Origin of the sequence: Stappia sediminis (assembly GCF_009826895.1) — a bacterium.
Taxonomy (GTDB): domain Bacteria; phylum Pseudomonadota; class Alphaproteobacteria; order Rhizobiales; family Stappiaceae; genus Hongsoonwoonella; species Hongsoonwoonella sediminis.
The window spans coordinates 440,956-461,946 of record NZ_WUMV01000007.1; the positions used below are offsets into that span (position 1 = coordinate 440,956).

The following is a 20,991-nucleotide window of genomic DNA, read 5'->3' on the forward strand; positions in this document are numbered from 1 at the left end:
ATCTCCTGTCAGCGAACCTTTTCGAATGCCTCGAACACGCACCTCGACATATAACGGCGGTGGTTTTCACGCGAAGAGCATCCACCTTCGGCAGTCTACCTATCTTGAGCATTTCCCGATGAGGCTTTACATCCGGGGCCGAAGAAGGAACCGTTCCGCCCTCCCGGAGATACCCGTGCGATGAACAACCTGAAAGCCGAACTCCTGCGCGGTCTCTGGTACGTCGCCTGCCCGAGCGCCGAGGTGAAGCCCGGCAAGACGCTGGCCAAGACGCTGATGAACGAGCCGGTGCTTCTGGGCCGCGACAGCAAGGGCAAGGCCTTTGCCATCAAGGATATCTGCCCGCATCGCGGCATTCCGCTGCGCTATGGGCAGTTCGACGGCGAGACGGTGCAATGCTGCTATCACGGCTGGCGGTTCGACACTTCAGGCACCTGTGTCGATATTCCCTCCACCCACGAATACCAGACGATCGACTATTCGAAGATTTCCTGCGGCGCCTATCCGGTGATCGAGCGTCAGGGGCTGATCTGGGTCTATTTCTCCGAATCCGGCGAAGCGCCTGAGGACGGCCGCCAGCCGGAGCCGCCGCGACTACCCGATTTTGCGGATGAGGATGAGCCGAAGCTTGCCATCATGCTGCCCTTCGTCTGCTCGGTCGATCACGCCGCCCTTGGCCTGATGGACCCGACGCACGCCGCCTTCGTGCACACCTCCTGGTGGTTCAAGAAGAACGCGACGAAGCTTCGCCCGAAGGAAAAGCACTTTGCGCCGTCCGACCTCGGCTGGGCGATGGTGCGCCACAAGCTGCCGCCGCAGAATATCGCCTACAAGCTGCTGGGCGATGAGGTAACGACGGAAATCCGCTACCGGCTTCCGGGCTTGCGCATCGAGCATATCCAGGGCGACAAGCACTCCGTCGTGGGGTTGACGACGATCACGCCGATTGATGAGGACAAGACGGAAGTGCGCCAGATGTTCTGGGCCTCCATGGGCTGGGTCGGCCCGTTCAAGCCGCTTTTGAGGCACCTGATGAAGGTCTTCCTCGATCAGGACCGCCGCGTCGTCATCCAGCAGCGCGAGGGGCTTGAATACAACCCCAAGCTCATGCTGATCAACGATGCCGACACGCAAGGCCGCTGGTGGATGCAGCTCAAGGAGGAGTGGAACCGCTCGGGCTCGGAGGCGCGCGAGTTCCGCAATCCGGTCAAGGAACGCACGCTTCGCTGGATGAGCTGACTTGCCATTCCGCCGTTGATCTGCAAGATTCCGCTGCCTTCAACGAACCGGCCAGGCGCGACATGACGACGGTCCACGCGAGCGATACGATGAAAGCCTGTCTCCGCGGGCATGGCTGCGCTTGCGCACCTCGCACGCTCACGCACTGCGGGCCGGCATGCGGCCGATTTAGCTGCTGATTGCAATCCCTTTCCCAGCATCCGCGACGGGCGAGACCCCGATGCCGGCAAAGGCTGGCACTTGCGGCCAATTCTGCTAAAAGACCCGTCGATTTCTCCTTTGGCCCGCGCGCATCATCCGGGCCGCTATCCGAACGAGTGGTCATGTCCGAACTGGAAAGCCTCGAATCCGAAATCATGGCGGCGATCGCCGCGGCCGAGACGGAAGCCCAACTGGAAGACGTGCGCGTTTCTGCGCTCGGCAAGAAGGGCAGCGTTTCGGAAAAACTGAAGACGCTCGGCAAGATGACGCCGGAAGAACGCCAGGTCATGGGCCCGGCGATCAACGGGCTGAAGACGCGCGTCGGCGACAAGATCGCAGAACGCAAGGAAGAGCTTGGCGCAAAGGCGCTCGAAGCCCGCCTGCTTGCCGAGCGCGTGGATGTCACGCTGCCTCTGCGCGCCGCGCCTGCCGAGGAAGGCCGCATCCACCCCGTCAGCCAGGTGATCGACGAGCTGACGGCGATCTTCGCCGACATGGGCTTTTCCATCGCCGAAGGTCCGGACATCGAGACTGACTATTTCAACTTCACCGCGCTCAACTTTCCCGAAGGCCATCCGGCGCGCGACATGCACGACACCTTCTTCTTCGATCCGAAGGAAGACGGTGAACGCATGCTGCTGCGCACGCACACCTCGCCCGTGCAGATCCGCACGATGATCGACGGCGAACCGCCGATCCGCGTGATCATTCCCGGCCGAACCTATCGCTGCGACAGCGACCAGACGCACACGCCGATGTTCCATCAGGTGGAAGGCCTCGTGATCGACAAGGAAAGCCACATCGGCCATCTGAAGTGGATCCTCGAGGAGTTCTGCAAGGCCTTCTTCGAGGTGGACGACGTGAAGATGCGCTTCCGCCCGTCGTTCTTCCCCTTCACGGAACCGTCGATGGAGGTCGACATCGGTTGCGACCGTTCGGGCGACGAGATCCGCATCGGCGAGGGCAACGACTGGCTGGAAATACTCGGCTGCGGCATGGTGCATCCGAATGTGATCCGCAATTGCGGGCTCGATCCGGACGTCTACCAGGGCTTTGCCTGGGGCCTCGGCATCGACCGTATCGCCATGCTGAAATACGGCATGCCGGACCTGCGCGCCTTCTTCGACGCGGATGTGCGCTGGATCGACCATTACGGCTTCCGTCCGCTGGATCTGCCGACCCTCTTCGGGGGGCTCACCCGCTGATCGCCGCCAACCTTTCCGGGGTTTCCATGGCTCGCATGCGTTCGCTCATTCTCGCCTGCCTGATCGCCGTGCTTCTGGCGCCAACGGCATTCGCGCAGGCGATCACGCCGAAGAAGGAGGCCGCGCCGCAATCCTTCACCGAAGTCTGCGCGGATAAATCCGAGGAGCGCGGGCGGCTGCGCTTTTGCGACGATTACTTCACGCATGCGCTCGGCACTTCGGCGGACCCTGTGCTTTACCTTCGGGACCGGATCACCGTTTTGCGCGCCCAGCACGAGGCGAAGGCGACGGAGAGCTACGCGAGCTTTTTGACGGCGATCTACATCACTGCCTTTCTCTCCATCGCGACGATCGTGCTCGTCCTGTCGGAGCGCAGGATCGAGGGCATATCGCGATGGGCGATCGGCACCGCGTCCGCTGCCTTGCTGGTGATGGTGGGAGCATGGGCGGCGGGTTGGCTTGGCACCTATCGCGCCGAGCATGCGGCACAGGTGGAGCTTGGCCTGTTGCGCGACCAGATCGAGGTGGAAACCTCCCAGCGGATCGCCAATGGAGAGACGGTCACCATGGCCGAGGTCAACAAGTGGACAGGACGGCTGAACGCCATCGGCGAACGCTTCGCGCAAAGCTACAGCGGTACCGCGGCGTTTCCTCGTTTCCGGCGATTTACCAACGAATGACACACCGAACGCTTCTCCCGCTGCGTAAGTCGCGGTCGAGAAACGCCAGACGAACCGATCTGACGAAGAGAACGAGACGATGAAATTCACGCTTTCCTGGCTCAAGGACCATCTCGAAACGGACGCGAACCTCGACGAGATCGTCGAGAAGCTGACGCTGATCGGGCTCGAGGTGGAGGAGGTCCACAATCCGGCCGAGGCGCTGAAGCCCTTCACCATCGCCAGGGTGGTCGATGCCCGCCAGCACCCCAATGCAGACCGGCTGAAGGTGCTGACCGTCGACACCGGCAAAGGCGAGGAACTGCAAATCGTCTGCGGAGCGCCGAATGCACGCGCCGGCCTCGTCGGCGTTCTCGCCCGCCCCGGCGACTATGTGCCCGGCATCGATGTGACGCTTTCGGTCGGCAAGATCCGCGATGTCGAAAGCTTCGGCATGATGTGTTCGGAACGCGAGCTTGAGCTTTCCGACGAGCACACCGGCATCATCGACCTGCCTGAAGATGCTCCGGTCGGCGTGAATTACGTGGACTGGGCGGGCCTCGACGATCCCGTCATCGAGATCGGCCTGACGCCCAACCGGCCGGACTGTGCGGGCGTGCATGGTATCGCCCGCGATCTTGCCGCCGCCGGCCTTGGAAAGCTGAAGGAAAACCGTCCGCCGCAGATCAGGGGCGACGGTCCCTGCCCGGTCGACGTGCGCCTTGACTTCGGCGACACGCCCTCGCTCTGCCCGGCGTTTTCGCTTCGTCTCGTGAAGGGCGTGAAGAACGGGCCTTCGCCTAAGTGGCTGCAAAAGCGCCTGATCGCCATTGGCCTGCGTCCCATCAACGCGCTGGTGGACATCACGAACTACATCACCTTCGACCGGGGCCGCCCGCTGCACGTCTTCGACGCCGCGAAGGTGAAGGGCGATCTCGTGGTCCGGCGCGGGCGCGAGGGCGAGGAACTGCTTGCGCTCAACGGCAAGACCTATTCCTTCGACGATACCATGTGCGTCATCTCGGACGATAACGGCGTGGAATCCATCGGCGGCATCATGGGCGGCGAGCATTCGGGCTGCGACGAAACGACGACGGATGTGCTTGTGGAGTCGGCCCTTTGGGATGCCTACAACATTGCCCAGACGGGCCGGAAGCTTGGCGTGACGTCGGACGCGCGCTACCGCTTCGAGCGCGGCGTGGACCCGAACTACTGCCTTCCGGGCCTCGATCAGGGCACGCAGATGATCGTCGATCTATGCGGCGGCACACCGAGCGAACACATTTTCGTCGGCAAGATCCCGAACGAGGAGCGTGTACTCGACTTCCCGCTCGCCGAGGTGGAGCGGCTTTCGGGCATCAGGCTCACGGCCGCCGAAATCAAGGGCATTCTCACGCGCCTCGGCTTCTGGGTGACGGGCAACGGCGAAACGGTGAAAGTCGCCGTGCCGAGCTGGCGTCCGGATGTGGAAGGCAAGGCCGATCTCGTGGAAGAGGTCGTCAGGATCGCCGGCATCGACCAGGTGAAGTCGACGCCGCTACCGCGCCAGGGCACGGTTTCGCAAAAGGTGCTGACGACAGGCCAGGTCCGCCGCAACCAGGCGCGCCGTGCGCTGGCCGTGCGCGGCATGAAGGAAGCCGTTACCTGGTCGTTCATCTCCAGGGAACAGGCAGACGCATTCGGCGGCGGCGCGGAGGATCTCAAGCTCGCCAATCCGATTTCAAGCGACATGTCGGACATGCGCCCGAGCCTCATTCCGGGGCTTGCCGCGGCGGCCCAGCGCAATGCCGACCGCGGTTATACGGATGTCGCACTTTTCGAGGTGGGCCAGATATTCGCCGGCGATCAGCCGGAGCACCAGGCCATGGTCGCAACCGGCGTTCGCCGCAACACGGCGGTGATGACGGGGGCTGACCGGCACTGGTCCGGCAATGCGCCGCAGGTTTCGGTCTTCGATGCGCGTGCGGATGCCGAGGCGGCACTTGCAGCGGCCGGCGCGCCGGTCGACAAGCTGATGGTCTTCGCCGATGCCCCCTCCTACTTCCACCCCGGCCGCTCCGGCGAACTGAGGCTCGGGCCGAAGACCGTCCTTGCGCGCTTCGGCGAGCTGCACCCTGGCCTTCTGGCGAAACTCGACATCGATGGGCCGATTGCGGCCTTCGAGGTCTTCATCGACCGGATTCCGGAGCCGAAATCCAAGGGAACCCGCTCCAAGGGCGCACTCACGATTTCCGAGTTGATGCCTGTCCGGCGCGACTTCGCCTTCATCGTCGATGAGGATCTTGCCGCCGAAAAGCTCATCAAGGCCGCGCGCGGCGCGGAGAAGCAGCTTATTGCCGACGTTTCGCTGTTCGATGTCTATCAGGGCAAGGGCGTGCCGGACGGCAAGAAATCGCTTGCCATCGACGTGACCCTGCAGCCCAGGCAGAAAACTCTGACGGACGAGGAAATCGACGCGGTCGCCGCGAAGATCGTCGCCTCGGTTGAAAAGGCGACCGGCGGTAGCTTGCGCGGTTAAAACCAGTCTCCTGGAATTGGCAAGGGCGGTGAGGTGTTATCCTGACCGCCCTTTTCGATTCTCCATTGCTTCAGGAGACACCGGTTTGATGACCAACGATTTTCCTTTGCCGCTTGCACGTGACGAACTGGGCAATCCTGCGGTCACGAACGAGCAAGCCCGAAGAAAGGCACTGGATTATTTCCTGCGCTCAAACGGCAATCTCATGTCGTTTCTGGAGCATGCGCGCAATCTTGACCTGCCCGACTGGCGGCTTGTGTCCGGCGCGATCTATCAGACCGTCTGGAACGCGCTGACGGGCCGCTGCCAAGATCACGGCATCAAGGATTTCGATCTGGTCTATTTCGACGGGAGTGACTTGTCCTTCGAGGCCGAAGACCGGGTAATCCGCAAGGCCGAACTTGCCTTTAGCCGCTTTCCCTTCCCCGTGGAGTGCCGCAATCAGGCGCGCATTCACCTCTGGTATCCACAAAAGCATGGCATCGACTATTCGCCCCTTTCCTGCACGGACGAGGGGCTGACGAAGTATCTCGCCAAGGCACAGGCAGTCGGCGTCCGGCTCGAAGCCGACGGGCGGATCGACATCGCGGCCCCCTTCGGGCTTGCAGACCTCTTCGCCATGCGGATTACGCCCAATCCGCTGCATTCCAACCCGACATCGTTTCGCGAAAAGGCGGACGCAGCAAAACGGCTTTGGCCGGAAGTGGAAGTGATGGAGACGTTGTGAAAGCGGGAAGATAGTCGACTTTACTCCGCCGCCTCCGCGGCTAACGGCCGGCGCAGCACCTCCGCCTTTATGAGCCCGCGTACGGAATTCCCCAGGAACACAGCGCCGTTCGCAAGATCGGCCGGCGTCAGGTCCGCCTCTATCGCCCGCCCGGTCTCAAGCAACGCCGCGCGGAACGTGCCGGGCAAAAGCCCATGGCGGAGCGCCGGCGTCAGCAGCCGCCCGTCCCGCTCGATGAAGAGCGAGGTGTAGCTGCCCTCGGTCAGGAAGCCGTCTTCATTGACGAAAAGGACTTCGTCGATCCCCAATTCCCCGGCAAGCGCCTTGCGGGTTTCATCGAAAAACACCCGCCGCGTCGTCTTGTGATAGAGGAAGGCGTCCTCCGCTGAAACCGACGTATCGCAAATTGCGACGCGCCATGGCGTCATTGCCGAGGCGGCGAGTGCCGTATCCGTCAGGTCGAAGGTCCCGTCCGCCGCCATTTCGAGGCGCACTCTGCGCTCGCCGGCAAATGCTCGCGCGCGCTCCTCCAGCACCTTCTCGACCGTCCCGAGATCGCAGGCAAAACCGAAATAGGCCGCACTCTCGCCCAAGCGGTCCAGGTGGCGCGAAAGCAGAAAATAGCCGTCCTGCGGCGTCCAGCGAAGGGTCTCGATCAGGCCGAAGGGTTCCTGCTTTTCCGTCATGAACCTGAGCTTCAGGATGCATTCGTCATATTCGGGTGCTGCACCGGAATCGAAGACGACGCCGGAACCGGTCCCGACCTCGCCCGCACCGCCCTTGTCGATCACCAGCGTGCGGATCGCCACATTGAAGCGGAAATCTCCGTCCGGCGACAGATAGCCGATGGAGCCGGTGTAGATACCGCGCGGGCTCGTTTCCAGGTCGCGCAGGATCGACATGGCGCTCAGCTTCGGCGCACCCGTGATCGAACCGCAGGGAAAGAGGTTTTCGGCAATTTCGGGAAAGTTGACGCCGGTCCGGATGCGCCCTTCCACCGTCGATGTCATCTGGAAGAGCGTGCGATAGGTTTCGACGGAAAACAGCTCCGGCACCTTCACGCTGCCGGCTTCCGTGACGCGCGAGATGTCGTTGCGCATCAGGTCGACGATCATGACGTTTTCAGCCCGCGACTTCGCATCCGCCGCAAGTTCACGCGCAATCCGCCTGTCCTCGCGCATCGTCCGCCCGCGCCTTGCCGTGCCTTTCATCGGACGCGTGCGCAGCGTGCTCCCCTTCCGCTCGAGAAAAAGCTCCGGCGACAGCGAAAGAATACGGCTCTTGCCTGTATCGACATAGGCCGCGTGGCCGACCGGTTGACGGCGGAGAAGGTCGGCAAACAGCGCCGCCGGATCGCCGTCGAGACGAAAGCGGGCGCGCATCGTGAGGTTCGCCTGATAGATGTCGCCCCTGGCCAGATGCTCCTGAACCCTTGCGAAGGCCTCGTCATATGCTTTCCGCCCCATGTCGAAGGCAAGATCGCGGATTTCCGGTGGTTCTGACGATCCGCCTCGCGCACCAAGCCGCCGCAGCGCCTCGGCAGGCGAAAGCATGCTCGCCGTCTCGAAGACGCCGAACCAGAGAAGCGGCACGGAAAAGGCGGAGACATCCGCGCCGGCAAGCTTCGGCTCGAAGGCATAGCCCGCTTCATAGGCAAGATAGCCCGCGCAATAGGCCCCTTCGGCCCTTGCCGCTTCAACGCGGCGCAGGCAGTCGCCTACCCCGTCAAGCGACGCCGTCTCGATGATGGCGCAAGGATTTTCGAACAGCAGCGCACCCCCGCCGCCGCGCATTGCATCCAGCAGCAGCACACATGGATTTGCCGAAGTCGTTTCGCCAGCCTTCATGACGCTCGGGCTAACGCCTTGCGGGCGACATGGCAAGACAAGCAAGGCGACATCGGCAGACTCCGCGACCGATGGAAAGGATCAGTACCAGACCCCCATGCCGCCGAGCCGGCGCCTGGGTTTGCCTGTCGCCGGCACCAGAGATTTGCCGGCGATATGCGGCCATCCATCGACATCGATCCAGGGTTCCGGCTTTTTCTTCAAGGACATGATCCGTTTCACCCGCTCATCCGTCTTCGGGTGGGAGCGCAGGATGGACGGATCTGGAATGCGCGCCCCCGGCATCATCGCCTCCCACATGCGCCCTTGTGCCTTTTCCAGCTTCACCAGCGCAAGCGACAGGCCTTCCGGATCGCCGGTCAGCTCCACGGCGGTAAGATCCGCATCGAATTCGCGCGTGCGCGACAGGGCAAGCTGCAGGAGCGTGCCGAGCGTGGGGGCCAGGATCAGCACCATGATCCCGATCCACGGAACCCCATGCCCGCCTTGCGCAAGCTGCGGCAGGTTGAACAACGCCAGAAACAGCCCGAAGAAGGACATGACGCTCGTCATGCGGCTGACGACATCGCTGAGCGCCATGACGCGGATATCCTCATGCACGATATGAGCCATCTCGTGAGCGACGACCCCAGTGAACTCGCGCATGGAAAGTCCGCGGATGAGACCGTCCGTCACGCAAACGACCGAATCGTCACGCCGGCCGATCGAGAAGGCGTTCATCATCCGGCTGTGGACGATGTAAAGCTTGGGCGGCCTGCCGAGGCCGGCGCGCGCGCTGAGCGCTTCAAGGATGCGGTGACCATCCGGAAAAACGCCGACAGTCAGCGGACGGGCGTTGTAAAGCCCCAGCACCATTCTGGGCGACAGGCGCACGGCGGCATAAAGAGAAATGCCGCCCCCGATCGCCGCCCACAAAACCCCTTCCGGTCCGGCAATGGTGAACGCGCAAAGCGCGAGCAGGCACAGGCTGCCCCCCGCAAGCACCGCGGTGTGCAGGCGGTTCCGCCAGCGGTATTCCGCATGTACTTCCGGGTTCAGGCGCGTCACCGTGTTCATGACTATCGAATATAGGCACGTGTCCGGCATCACCCAATCGGCAAGGCCGTTGAAAACATCACAAATCTTCGGCGCCCGTTCAGCCGCCGCCGGCGGAGGGGCGCTTTGCGGCAGCTTTCTTGAGGCCGTAGATCCGGCACCCAAGTTCCAGCACGTCGCGCACGGCAGCCTTTCGCGAAGATGGTGAGGAATTCGTCCCCGCCGGGCCTGTCCCGAGGCTGCGGTCGAGCAGAAGTTCCAGCGTCTCCAGTCTCTTTCTTTCTTGAGTGTCGATGCCGTTGAAATGGGTTTCGGCCGCTTCGACAAGGGCGCTCTCGGCACGGACGGTGCGGCGAAGGCGTTCAAGATTTGCGTGGTCCGGATGATCTTCGACATCCGCAAAGCGCTTCTTGGCTTTCTGCCTTGCCTTTTTCAACGCCTTTTCGAGATCTTCAGGCTCCACGAGCGATGCGACCAGCACCACGCCATCGACCTCGCAACGGCGCAAAAGCGAGGCGATTTCCGCCAGTTCGTCTTCGATTTCCGGCGAGAAATCCGAAGTGGTGCTGCGGCGAAACGCCTTTTCGGGAGCTTCCAGAAGCGCCAGATGCCTGGACGCCGCCTTGAAGCGCGCCACCGCGGCCGCATGGGCGGGGCCAAGCTTCTTTTTCCACAACTTGAGAAGTGCCGAGGCGCGCTGCACGTCGGCGCGCGCCTTCATCGCCCGAAGCGGCAGGGGCAGACTTTCATCGGCCATGCACTGCCTGGCGGTGAACAGCCGCATAACCAGTATTTGCCGCAGGCCGGCGCCGATGCACCGGCCCGGTTCTCGCGCATCCGAAGTTTCTTCGATCACTCGTGGCGAACCCGGCGTCATCAAGTTCTCCCGATACCGCCGGGCATGCGCGGTTTGGCCGCCGACGGAACCGCCGGCTTCATATCAAGCCTGCGGGCTCACACCAAGCCCTACCGGGCAGGAGACGCCCGTGCCGCCGAGCCCGCAATAGCCGCCCGGATGCTTGTGGAGATACTGCTGATGGTCCACTTCGGCGAAGTAGAACGGCTGCCACTCCTTGATTTCCGTCGTGATCTCGCGGTTGACGCCGGCATCTTTCAGCGCCTGCTGGTAGGAAGCCTTCGTCTTCTGCGCGGCTTCGCGCATTTCGTCGCTGGCGTAGTAGATCGCGGAGCGGTACTGCGTGCCGATATCATTGCCCTGACGCATCCCTTGCGTTGGGTCATGCCCTTCCCAGAAGCGCTGCAGGATCTCCTCGCGCGAAATCTGCGAGAGGTCGAAGACGACGCGCACCGTCTCCGTGTGGCCGGTGCGTCCGCTGCACACTTCCCCGTAAGTCGGGTTTTTGGTGTAACCGCCGGAATAACCGACCGCCGTCACATAGACGCCCGGCGTCTGCCAGAACAGCCGTTCCGCACCCCAGAAGCAGCCGAGGCCGAACTGCACCTCTTCATGCCCCTCCGGTACGGCAGCATCGATCGGCCGGCGGTTCACCGTGTGCAGCCCCGGCGTCATGATCGGCTGGTCGCGGCCCGGCAGCGCTTCCGACACGCTCGGCATGCTCACCTTTTTCGTCAACATGGACATGAATGACATGATGTTTTCCTCAGGTTCTGCGCGAAATACGAAAACGGACGGCCATGCCACACTCTCTTTCGCCTGGCGCACAGGGCCGGCTAAAGAGCGGTGTGTCATGTCGTCGAATTGGGGCTATTTTATCAGACTGCAAGTTGCTGGAAAGCGGGTCCTGCCTTCACGTTCGCGACAACTTGATGCCGCGCCTGTCGATGCTCAAGCAAGTTCGCCCCTGCGCCGGCGGCGATCGCCCAGCCAGACCAGCAGAAAGCCGAGTGCGCCGAAGCTGATCCAGACCGGCTGCTGCAGGATCCAGAGGATGACCGGATCCCAGAGGCTCGGATCGACATAGCGCTGCACGGCGGCCTGCGAAAGGTTGAGCGTCGCCGGCGACCATTCGTACCAATATTGGCCGAGCGGCTTGATCGTCCATTGCGCGGCGGCGATCGTGCGTGTCCCGTCGAGCACGATCGCGACAAGCGCCACCGCTATCAGCCACAGGCCGAGAATTCTTGCGATAAACTTCAGCATACCCGACTGCCTGTCGCTCCGGCACCTGGCGCCGCCATTAAGCGGCGGGCGAAAGAGCCGTTGAATTTCCGTTTCTTAAGTAGCGGTCGCCACCAGCCATGGCAATCCTTCTCGCCATGTTGAAAAGCTTCGTGAAAACGACAATCACGCCTTGAAGTCCGGGGTTTGGTGGGTATATTGCGCTTCTCATGAGCGGACCATTGATCCGCTCTGCGGAGAGGTGGCCGAGTGGTTTAAGGCGCACGCCTGGAACGCGTGTATACGGGAAACCGTATCGAGGGTTCGAATCCCTCTCTCTCCGCCATTAAGTCTTTAACCGCAGAGACTTAATCTCTTCTCGGACCAGCCACCCGAATTCCCCCGGCATTCTGCGGAGTTACGCGTTCACGCTACGCGCAAACCGAACCAGAGAGCTCAAACCGGGGCGGGTCATCCCCGATTGTGTCGGCCAGATTTCTCTGCAGGCTCAAACGGCGGTTCGGTTTCCGCCAGCGCTCGAAACGGATAGTGGCCTTGACACCATGGGTGCTTCGGATTTCGTTGATTACGACGCGCTTGATCGAGCAAGCCTTATTCCTGAGGCTTCCAGGATCAGGTTGATCGATTGCGAGATTAAAACCGATCCCGGAAGATCAGCCTCATCTCAAGGTCGGCGTTGGGCCAAAAATTGGGTATGCCGACATTCGCACGGGGAGGCCGCAATAGCGCGATACGCCCAATGGCGAAATCCGTCGATATCGCGTCTACGGGTGTGCTCCATTTTCTGAATAGACCTTTTAATCCTGTGGCAGGGTTGTGCCGGACATCAGTCGGCTATGTGCCGCCGAAACCAGCCGAATTAATGCCGGACTTCCGGCAGAGGATCGGTGGAGGCGACCATTAGCCAGTGGTCGATCACCGGCCCGTTTCTTCCCTTCGCATGCAGGTTCCTGGCCAGATCTATGCAATTCCTCCTGACGAAGGGCAGCGTGATCTTGTCGGTCGGGTTTTCCCCGTAGTCTGTTTCCAACCGCAAATCATCGAGTGCTTCGACAAGCATTTGAGTTTCAGAGTCATTCAGGAGGCCCCGTTGAACAAACTCCGAGGATAAATGAACCATGAGATGGAGATTCGGATATCTCCTGTTCGCAGTGGCTGCGCAGACGGCCCTCACGACACTGGTTGGTAAAGGCGGTAGACTGCTAGATTTGTTGTGCATCCAATCAGATACGACATGACTGGCGATGATACCCATCTGGCGGTCCCGGCTTTGCAGACCTCTGCGCAATTTCTCTTCCGCTTGGTCGACCGGAAGAATACGCAAGCGTACCAATTCCGGGAGAATAGCGATCGCCGACGGGACCTTTTCCGTTTCATCCAGCCAGGACGTCACGGCGGCTGTTTTCTCAGCCGGCCAGTTCGTTCGATCGAACACAGGCAGCAGGGTGTGGCGAACGGCTACGCCAAGCCTTCGAGCCACCCGATCATCGCCGTGATCAGAGAAGATTGAAGGTGTAGAAGCCTCACGCGGTCGCCACGCGATCAGGGTGTCCAGCAGGCGCTCAGCTTCCTCTTTGGTTGGAAAGCAGCCCGTGGTGGCGTTACGCCCCCGACCGCTGCCACGAATTTCCTCGATCACATACTCACTGAGCTTCAGTTGCTCGCCAGGAGGGGCGAAATATTTCCTTCGGAAGAGATGTTCGGCACGCCCGGCGACGGGTTCCGGCAATGACAGAAGCGCACAGTCGTACAGGCCGGTATTTTCCGGAAGCACTTCATCGCCCTCGCACTGCGACCAAAGCGCTTCCCCGAATTCCCTGATCTCCCGCGCATGCAAATGCCCCTTATCGTGAAGCCAACAGAGTCGCCATATGGCCAGAGGCCTTGACTTCTCTTTGTCCGTCCGGGCGATCGTGAGTAATTTACCGATGCGAGATTTCCATTCCTGATTGCTCTTCGGACGGCGAACACCCTCCAGCGCCAGGTCGCCGATCAATTCCGGCCAGTCATTGAACGGAGGCGACCACCCCACTTCGCCGGGGAGCGGCACATTCAGGAGATCTAGAACTCTGCTGCCCCGGTCCGCCGGTGGCATGGCTTCGAAGGCGCGAGCCAAGAAGTTCTTGAGACCGCCAATCAACATTGGGTCGTGGAAACGCCGATCCTGAACCAGCGGCAGCGCTTCATCGAAGAATTGCGCACCGATATCCGATGGAGCACGAATCACGATGCGGGACAGAAATTCCATCAAATTACGCGTTCGCTGAACCCAGCGAAGTGATCTTCTGCCTGCGTTTGGGGGCTCAAGCCGGTCAACACCATAAGATACAGCGGTTCTCAGCCTGCCCGTCAGTTCGCCGCAAATGTCCTCCGCCAGAGAAGCAACGGAAGGCCGGTCGTAAATCGTATCAAGCGTCTTGTTCGTCGCATGGAGGTGTACGCGCATTCGGATCAGATGCTTCCATAGCCCGTCGCGGGAAATATCCTCAATGGACTGTTCCATACGCTCGCTTAACAGGATCATGAAATCCAGCTTGGCGGGAATTCCGGCCTCATCGGCATAGCGATACAGCAGGTCGGCTGCCGGCACCTGGGTCCAACTGGTCCAGCGTGTGGAGTTGGAACTGTCAGTGTAGCGGCCTGTGTCGAACTTCGGGCGAATGTCGGTCGCTGTCGCGGCCTTAAACCGGGTCTTGGCGATGTCCCGATCCAGATCATGCAGTTCATCCCATGGATCGCATTTGTGCGTGTGGAAGATCGTCGGCCAATCATCGCTCCAATTGAAACCGGAATGGATTGCCGTTTGATCACGTCTGACGGGATGGTGATCCATTGCAGACCATAACCAGCCCGCCACAGCAAGACGTGACATGATCCAGATGGAGGTCCGGTCCCGCGCGAAGCGCTCTTCCAGCTCTCCGGTCACATCCGCGATCAGGTCAGCGGCCTTATCCGTCTCATCAAATTCGGTATGCAAAGCGGCGCACCGCAACTTCCAGGCCGGATCGTCTCCCGAGATTTGCGGGATCAGCACTTCCAGCTCCGCGAACTCCAGCCGATCTCTCGCCCGCAATGCCCTCTGATATGTCGCGCGCGTCTTATCCTCCGGAAGGTTCGACGCATGCACGTTCAGCCATTCGTACCAATGCTCAAATCGCTCATCGTCATCCGCCTCGCGCGCGGCACGAAGCAGGATGAGAGCAATACGGCTCCGCTCCTCCAGAGGGAGAAAGGCGGACAAGTCACCCTCCACGCAACGGGCCGCGAGTTCGGGAAAGGGCTGGAGCACCGGCGACAATGAGATGTCCAGGAGCCAAGCAACCTCACAAATGAGCACGGCGAAATCTTCACCGGACAGGACTTTCGAAGCTTTTTGGACCTCCCCGAAAATTTCGTCTGCCCACCATCTAACCTGCTCGCGCTTACCGATGGGGCAAACTAGCCAACCGGGATATTGCCTGTGCAAGCGCTGAAGCTTTTCAATTGTTTTCTTGAGAGCGTGCTGGAGATCGGTGTTTTTCTCCTCTGTGCCGTCTTCTTTCCCGCTTTTGCGACTATGGGCTTTCAGTTCCGAAAGATCCTCATCCCATGGCCAACGGTGGGCCGGTTTCGGCTTCGTCGCATGAAGAAACGACAGAAAATGCCTGACCGCCTCGGCATGGGGATCAGCTCCCTCCACCTCTCCAACGAGCGGCGAGAAGTCGACGGGCGTCACGTTAAGCGATTCCAGATAGCGCCGCCGGCTGGCCGTCAGGTCAAGTGCGCCGACCAGAAAGACACGCCGGGCATGGTCGCCAAGTTCATCACGAATCCAGCCGATCCACTCCGCGAAATTGGGATCGGTAGCCGAGAACCCCACGAGGCAGAGGTCATTCTCGAGAAGCACTTGACGAACGAGATTGACGAAGGGCGCGTATCGGCGCGGATAGGTTCGGTAGTCTTCTTCGGAGAAGATGAAAGGGGTATAGGAGGGCAGGCTTCCATGGAGTTTGACGATCCGTGGCGGCCTTGTGCTGGCGATATCGTTGATGGTGTAGACCGTCTCGTATCGCCGCCTGTGATCCTGTGTGGCGGCGCGTTCAAGCAAAGTATCCCAGTTGGTGGTCAGGATGTCGTTCCACGGAAGCGACACAAGCTGCGAATGCAGCGGACCTGGCGTCCAAAGATCGTCGCGGATCATGCCGCGAATGAGACTTTCCAGTTCGATTGTCCCGAACTCCGCCTTGAACTCTTCGGCAAGCTGGAGAGCATTCGGCGTCGCCTTCCGGTTCGGATAAAGCTTTTGTTTCAGCCTTGATTCAAAATCGCTCCATAAAGGGGGTTCTGGCGACAGAGGGCTTGGCCGTACGGCATTCCTGCTGAACCCCGCGCCGACCATGATAGCAGCACCGCGAACCTTTCCTAAATTCCAGAGTGACTCCGACAGCTGCAATAGGGCGGGATAATCAGCAAGTTCTTTGAGATTAATTCCCTCGAAATCCTGCTTTTTGTTTTGAAAATTCATAGAAATATTATCCTCGTGAAAAATTAACTGGCAGAAACTGAAACGTTCACCGGAACCTCTTCCGTATCGGAGAATCGGGCGGCAAAGCACTCCCGTCAAGCGATCTGATGGGAAGGCGCTTGCAAACCTTCTCCAGTTCTCCACCGCTGGGCTTTTCGTAGTCGCCGTTCTCCGCGCCCTCCAGAATGGCCAGGCGTCGGGCTTTGGCAACCGTGTTCACTTCTCTTGCGCTTGCCCCGCACGTCTCGGATAATATCAACCGCGCGTGACACGGTGAAAATCTCCCGGCCGTAGGACGCTCGTTCGAGCGGATCGTCATGTGGGGTTGCCCCCGGTCGCCATCGGCGGCACGGCGGGACGGGAGGCCCCACCGCGCATTTCTCCCCTCAACGCCTTTGCCGATCGACAAGCACCCTGACCTTCGACCGGTGCAAGACCCTGTCGAATTCCTCCTCGTCAGTGAAACTGTAGGAGGTGACGAAGGCTGCGGACCGGCTTTTTTACCGCTTCCCCGCGACGTGCCGCCATATGTCGCTGGAAAGAAGCACGACGCGCGCGTTCGCACCTACTGTCTCGTGCCAGCCGTCGCAGCACCAGTCATTCAGCATCCATCCCCACCGCTTCCCTCTGCTCTTGCCAATCGAGCGGCAAGTCAATGCGTTTGACGAGGGCGTCGACGGTCAGATCGGGCGGTTGCGTTCCGGCAAGGATCGCCTCGACGATGTCGGGGGCGAGGAAGGCGAGCGGCAGAAGATGGCTGATGTAGCGGTCGGTCACACCCTCCGCCTTGGCGATCTCAGCAAGCGAAGCGGCCCTGCCAGTTACGAGATCGCCGAACCATTTGTGCGCGCGGGCGAGTGCCTTCACGAGCGCCGGATCGGCTTGATGGGGCGCGTTGATGCCCGGTGCTTGGATTACAAGGCGTTTCTCGACGCCGCGGCGTTTTAGACGCAGCGGGACGAAGTGCTCGATGGTTGCCGTTTCTTCCCCGGTGAGCGGCGCCAAGGTCAAGGCGAGCGTGATACCGCCCGGCTGAAGTGTCACATGCTCGACCAGCTGAAGGACATCTTCACACCATTGTCCGGCTGCCTCCATCAGCCTTGGGAGAATCTCGAGAGACATGCCCGCGCACCGAGCCGCACCAGTAAGGCCGGAGGGATCGTCCAACAGGTTCCGGACCGCGCTCTCGACGATGCGTTCAAGCTCGCGCGCCGGCAAGCGCCAACCTTCCCGGTTCGACGGGCCATTGCCGCGTGCCGAACCGGAGATCAAATGTCGGGAGACATAGTAACGGTAGCGGCGGCCCGACTTCACTGCTTGGGAAGGCGTCAGCGGCTCGCCAGCTTCGTCGAAGAGCCTGCCGGCCAAGGGACTGGGCGCCGTCTTGCGCGGAGCTTTCAGACGCGTGCTGCCGTTTTCCTCGAGCTGCGCCTGCACCGCCTGCCAGGTTTCCTGGTCGACGATCGCCGGATGCCGACCCTCGAACACCTCGCCCTTGTGCGTGATGCAGCCGATATAAAGCGGATTGCACAGGATACGGTAGATATGCCCGCGGCTCAGGGAACGCCCGCCGCTCCTTCGCCCCCTGGCGCTGGTGAAGGCCTTCGAGACGAGGCCGTGGCGATCGCTCTCTTCCTTGACCCGCGGCACGGAGCCGAATTCCAGATAAAGACGATAGATCGTCCGGACCGTCTCGGCCTCCGCCTCGTCGATCTTCAGCGTGCGGCCATCGACCTCGTAGCCGAGCGGCGTCGGGCCACCCATCCACATGCCTTTTCGCTTGGAGGCGGCAATCTTGTCGCGGATGCGCTCGCCCGTCACCTCGCGCTCGAACTGGGCAAAGCTCAAAAGCATGTTGAGCGTCAGCCGCCCCATCGACGTGGTGGTGTTGAACTGCTGGGTAACCGAGACGAACGACACCCCATTGGTATCGAAGATATCGACGATCCTGGCGAAGTCGGGAAGCGAGCGCGTCAGGCGGTCGACCTTGTAGACCACGATGATATCGATGCGCCCCGCTTCTATGTCGGCCAGCAGCCGTGTCAACGCCGGTCGGTTCATCGAGCCGCCTGAGAAACCGCCGTCGTCGTAAACCTCGGGCAGGATGCGCCAGCCCTCGCCGGCTTGGCTCCTGATATAGGCTTCGCACGCCTCCCGCTGTGCATGCAGCGAGTTGAAGGCCTGGTCGAGCCCCTCCTCTGAGGACTTGCGGGTGTAGATCGCGCAGCGCCGAGCTCCCGTCTTACCGGCTGCCACGGACGCGCTCCTTCAAGCCGAAGAACACCGGGCCCGACCAGGGCGTACCGGTGATCTCGCGGGCGACCGCCGACAAGGAGCGGAACGATTGTCCGCGATAGACGACTTCGCGTTCCAGAACGATGACCTCGTGCATCTCGCCCTGCCACTCCCGCAACAGCCGGGTTCCCGGCTTTATCTTGATGGATGCAGATTTGGGCGCCCGCCCGGCGGCAAGATCCGCACCGAGGCGCTTAAGCCGCCGACGTGTGGCAGCGGACACTCCGCCGAAGGCCTCTTCTTGCAGGCGATGGGCAATGGCGCGGCTCATGATGAGCCGCCCCAGTCGCCTGGGAGGGGGAGACCCATAAAGCTCCTGCCAGCGGGCTTTCAAGCCGTCGAGCGGGAGTTCTGGCAAGTACGCCAATTCCTCGCGCACCTGCTGTTTGCTGATGGATTTACGCCGGCGCATTGGTCAAGCCTTCCCGGCGATCCGGTAAACGCGGCCGCGGCCTTCAACCGTTTCGGAGGTAATCGCGAAGCCAAGTTTCTTCTTGAGATTGCCACTGATCGCGCCGCGCACCGAGTGGGCCTGCCAGCCGATCGCTTCCACGGCCTCGGCGATCGTTACCCCCTCTTCGCGCTCCATCAGATCGATCAGGCAAGCGAGCTTCGTTCCAGGGCGCACGGTGGGCGTGATGTTGGTTTCCACATTGTCCGCCGCTGCAAGCTCGCCTCGGGGATCACGGGCGACCGCGTTTCCTGCTTCTGGCATCGCAGAGGCATTGGCTGCGCACTCTAACTCCTCGGTGGCGGTATCGGCGTTGCCCGCTTCAACACCGATCGCCTCCAGTCCGGCATCCGTGATGACGAGCGTCTGGCGGACGCTCTCCACCTCGCGCCAGGCCTCCTCCCCGTAATGCGTCGGCCGTTCGACCACAAAGCCGCGTTTCAAGAGACTTTCAAAGACGACCCGGGCCGCACCTTTGTTCAAGGACAATGATGCCGGCAGGGGCAGCAGGGTTCCCTCCTCCCGCTGCGCGGCCGCCGACAAAATTACGAGTTGGGTATCGGTAAGTCTGGACATGATTGCCTCCGGGCGTGTCGGAGCCGCGGCGATCGCGACCCTCCCACTGCCCGAAGCCCCGAACATCCGACCGGTCAGGGCAGGCTTGGAGGCAACTTCAGCGCCTCAGCAGCATGCATGCTTGGCGCCGCGATGAAGTCCAGACCTTTCTCGCAGCGTCTCGGATCTTTTGCCCGATATCTGGAATCAATCAGACAGCGCCCGGAACACCGGCGACAAGCTCAAGCGTTCCCGGCAAGTAATAAGCCGCGTGCTTGCCTCATTGTCTCGCGCCGCGTCTTGGCCTCGGAACCAGTGGGATACGTAAACAGTCCCCTCACTCTTCCCTGAACGCATGTGCGACCTGGTCAAGCAGCGGCTTGACAAGATAGGAAAGCACGGTGCGTTCCTTCGTGGCGATGAAGGTTTCGACCGGCATGCCGGGCACGAGCCTGTTGTCGCCGAGCTTGGCGAGTTCTGCAGGATCGATTGCAAGCCGCGCGGTGTAGAAGGAAAGCCTTGTCGCCTCGTCGACCGCGTGGTCGGCGGAAAGCGTGACGATCCTCGCCGTCAGCTCCGGCGTCGTGCGCTGGTCGAAGCTCGGCAGGCGCACGCTCGCCGCCTGTCCGGGGTAGAGAAGATCGATATCCGTTGGTGCGACCTGCGCCTCGATGACGAGAAGATCCTCCTTCGGCACGATCTGCATCAGCACTTCGCCCGGCCCGACGACGCCGCCGACGGTATGCACGGCGAGCTGGTGCACATAGCCGGAACGCGGTGCGCGGATGTCGACCCGGCGCATGCGGTCTTCGGCGGCGATCTTCTGCTCCTCGAGCCGTGCGAGTTCCGAACGCACCTCCTGCAGCTCCTCCAGCACCGACTGGCGGAAGGTGTCGCCAAGGCCGATGATCTGCAGCCGCCGCTCGCCGATCGCCTCGCCCGCGCGCGCGATTTCCGCGATCAGCCCGCCGCGCTCGCCCTCAAGCCGCGCCCGGTCGCGGCGTAGCGCCGTCACCCGCGTTTCCGGCACAAGGCCTTTTTCCCGCAATTGCATCAGGCCCTTGAGTTCCTCGTCGATCAGCGCGATTTCTTCCTGCTTGGCGAGGCGCTGCGCATCCAGCCCATCGATCTGCTTGTCGAACTGGGCGATCTGGTCTTCAAGCTGGTCGATACGGCCATCGAGCGAGGCCTTGCGGGCTTCCGCCAGCGCCCTTTGGCCGGAAAGCACGAGGGCGACATCAGGTTCGGCCTCACGCGACACGAGGTCATTCGGAAAGGCGATGGCCTCCTGTCCGTCCCGCTCGCCGGCAAGCCGGGCATCCTGCGCGCGAAGCTCGGTGAGCTGCTTGCGCACCACGACAAGATTGGCTTCCACCACCGTATCGTCGAGCCGCACCAGAAGATCGCCGGCATCGACCGCATCGCCCTCGCGCACGGCGATCTCCCCGACGATGCCGCCTTCCTGATGCTGCACCCGCTTGGTGTTGGTCTCCACCACGATGGTGCCGCTGGCGATCACCGCGCCGCCGATCTTCGCGATCGCCGCCCAGCCGCCGAGCCCGCCGAAGAGAACCGCGATCATGATAGCCCCCGCCAGCGCATGGCGGCGCAGGCTTCCCGTGATAACCCGGCCCTGGTCCTTCGCCTCTCCCAT

15 protein-coding genes and 1 tRNA gene are annotated in these 20,991 nt (G+C 61.6%); 6 read left to right on the forward strand and 10 right to left on the reverse strand.

Annotated features, from left to right (window positions below; all coding sequences use genetic code 11):
- The first annotated feature begins 180 nt into the window (after positions 1-180).
- From GR183_RS16325 to GR183_RS16345, 5 genes are all read left to right on the forward strand, one after another.
- Complete coding sequence (locus tag GR183_RS16325; protein ID WP_160776702.1) at positions 181-1,239, forward strand: Rieske 2Fe-2S domain-containing protein; 1,059 nt, start codon at positions 181-183, stop codon at positions 1,237-1,239.
- A gap of 323 nt (positions 1,240-1,562) precedes the next feature.
- A complete protein-coding gene (pheS, locus tag GR183_RS16330; RefSeq protein ID WP_160776703.1) occupies positions 1,563-2,645 on the forward strand; it encodes a phenylalanine--tRNA ligase subunit alpha in 1,083 nt (360 codons plus the stop codon).
- A 26-nt stretch (positions 2,646-2,671) separates the two neighbouring features.
- Entirely contained in the window at positions 2,672-3,325 is a 654-nt protein-coding gene (locus GR183_RS16335) for a phenylalanyl-tRNA synthetase subunit alpha (protein ID WP_160776704.1), read from the forward strand.
- A 79-nt stretch (positions 3,326-3,404) separates the two neighbouring features.
- Positions 3,405-5,822: a phenylalanine--tRNA ligase subunit beta gene (gene pheT, locus GR183_RS16340; RefSeq protein ID WP_160776705.1), complete on the forward strand. Its 2,418-nt coding sequence runs from the start codon at positions 3,405-3,407 to the stop codon at positions 5,820-5,822.
- An 88-nt stretch (positions 5,823-5,910) separates the two neighbouring features.
- Entirely contained in the window at positions 5,911-6,549 is a 639-nt protein-coding gene (locus GR183_RS16345) for a nucleotidyltransferase family protein (RefSeq protein WP_160776706.1), read from the forward strand.
- Positions 6,550-6,569: 20 nt separating this feature from the next.
- On the opposite strand, the gene GR183_RS16350 is transcribed toward GR183_RS16345, so the two are convergent.
- The 5 genes from GR183_RS16350 to GR183_RS16370 all read right to left on the reverse strand — a co-directional run bounded on the left by GR183_RS16350 (position 6,570) and on the right by GR183_RS16370 (position 11,553).
- Positions 6,570-8,396 carry an aminodeoxychorismate synthase component I gene (locus tag GR183_RS16350; RefSeq protein WP_160776707.1) on the reverse strand — a complete coding sequence of 609 codons (1,827 nt, stop codon included), beginning with the start codon at positions 8,394-8,396 and terminating at the stop codon, positions 6,570-6,572.
- Between the two features lie 81 nt (positions 8,397-8,477).
- Positions 8,478-9,482, reverse strand: coding sequence for a zinc metalloprotease HtpX (locus GR183_RS16355; RefSeq protein ID WP_244313767.1), 1,005 nt, complete (start codon positions 9,480-9,482; stop codon positions 8,478-8,480).
- A gap of 49 nt (positions 9,483-9,531) precedes the next feature.
- On the reverse strand, positions 9,532-10,308 hold the full coding sequence (locus tag GR183_RS16360) for a hypothetical protein (protein WP_160776708.1): 777 nt from the start codon (positions 10,306-10,308) through the stop codon (positions 9,532-9,534).
- A gap of 63 nt (positions 10,309-10,371) precedes the next feature.
- A complete protein-coding gene (gene msrA, locus GR183_RS16365) occupies positions 10,372-11,034 on the reverse strand; it encodes a peptide-methionine (S)-S-oxide reductase MsrA (protein WP_160776772.1) in 663 nt (220 codons plus the stop codon).
- Positions 11,035-11,238: 204 nt separating this feature from the next.
- Positions 11,239-11,553, reverse strand: a complete 315-nt coding sequence (locus tag GR183_RS16370) for a hypothetical protein (RefSeq protein WP_202396138.1) — start codon at positions 11,551-11,553, stop codon at positions 11,239-11,241.
- A 214-nt stretch (positions 11,554-11,767) separates the two neighbouring features.
- Here GR183_RS16370 and GR183_RS16375 point away from each other — a divergent pair.
- Positions 11,768-11,857 (forward strand) — tRNA-Ser (locus GR183_RS16375).
- Positions 11,858-12,391: 534 nt separating this feature from the next.
- On the opposite strand, the gene GR183_RS16380 is transcribed toward GR183_RS16375, so the two are convergent.
- From GR183_RS16380 to GR183_RS16400, 5 genes are all read right to left on the reverse strand, one after another.
- Positions 12,392-16,180, reverse strand: a complete 3,789-nt coding sequence (locus GR183_RS16380) for an SIR2 family NAD-dependent protein deacylase (RefSeq protein ID WP_160776709.1) — start codon at positions 16,178-16,180, stop codon at positions 12,392-12,394.
- Between the two features lie 453 nt (positions 16,181-16,633).
- Positions 16,634-18,292 (reverse strand): recombinase family protein, encoded by a 1,659-nt coding sequence (locus tag GR183_RS16385; RefSeq protein WP_160776710.1) that lies wholly within the window; start codon positions 18,290-18,292, stop codon positions 16,634-16,636.
- Positions 18,279-18,743 carry a DUF2924 domain-containing protein gene (locus GR183_RS16390; RefSeq protein ID WP_160776711.1) on the reverse strand — a complete coding sequence of 155 codons (465 nt, stop codon included), beginning with the start codon at positions 18,741-18,743 and terminating at the stop codon, positions 18,279-18,281. Before GR183_RS16390 ends, GR183_RS16385 begins: the two co-directional genes overlap by 14 nt.
- Positions 18,744-18,746: 3 nt before the next feature.
- Positions 18,747-19,358 carry a DUF3489 domain-containing protein gene (locus tag GR183_RS16395; RefSeq protein ID WP_160776712.1) on the reverse strand — a complete coding sequence of 204 codons (612 nt, stop codon included), beginning with the start codon at positions 19,356-19,358 and terminating at the stop codon, positions 18,747-18,749.
- A gap of 316 nt (positions 19,359-19,674) precedes the next feature.
- Complete coding sequence (locus tag GR183_RS16400; RefSeq protein ID WP_160776713.1) at positions 19,675-20,991, reverse strand: HlyD family type I secretion periplasmic adaptor subunit; 1,317 nt, start codon at positions 20,989-20,991, stop codon at positions 19,675-19,677.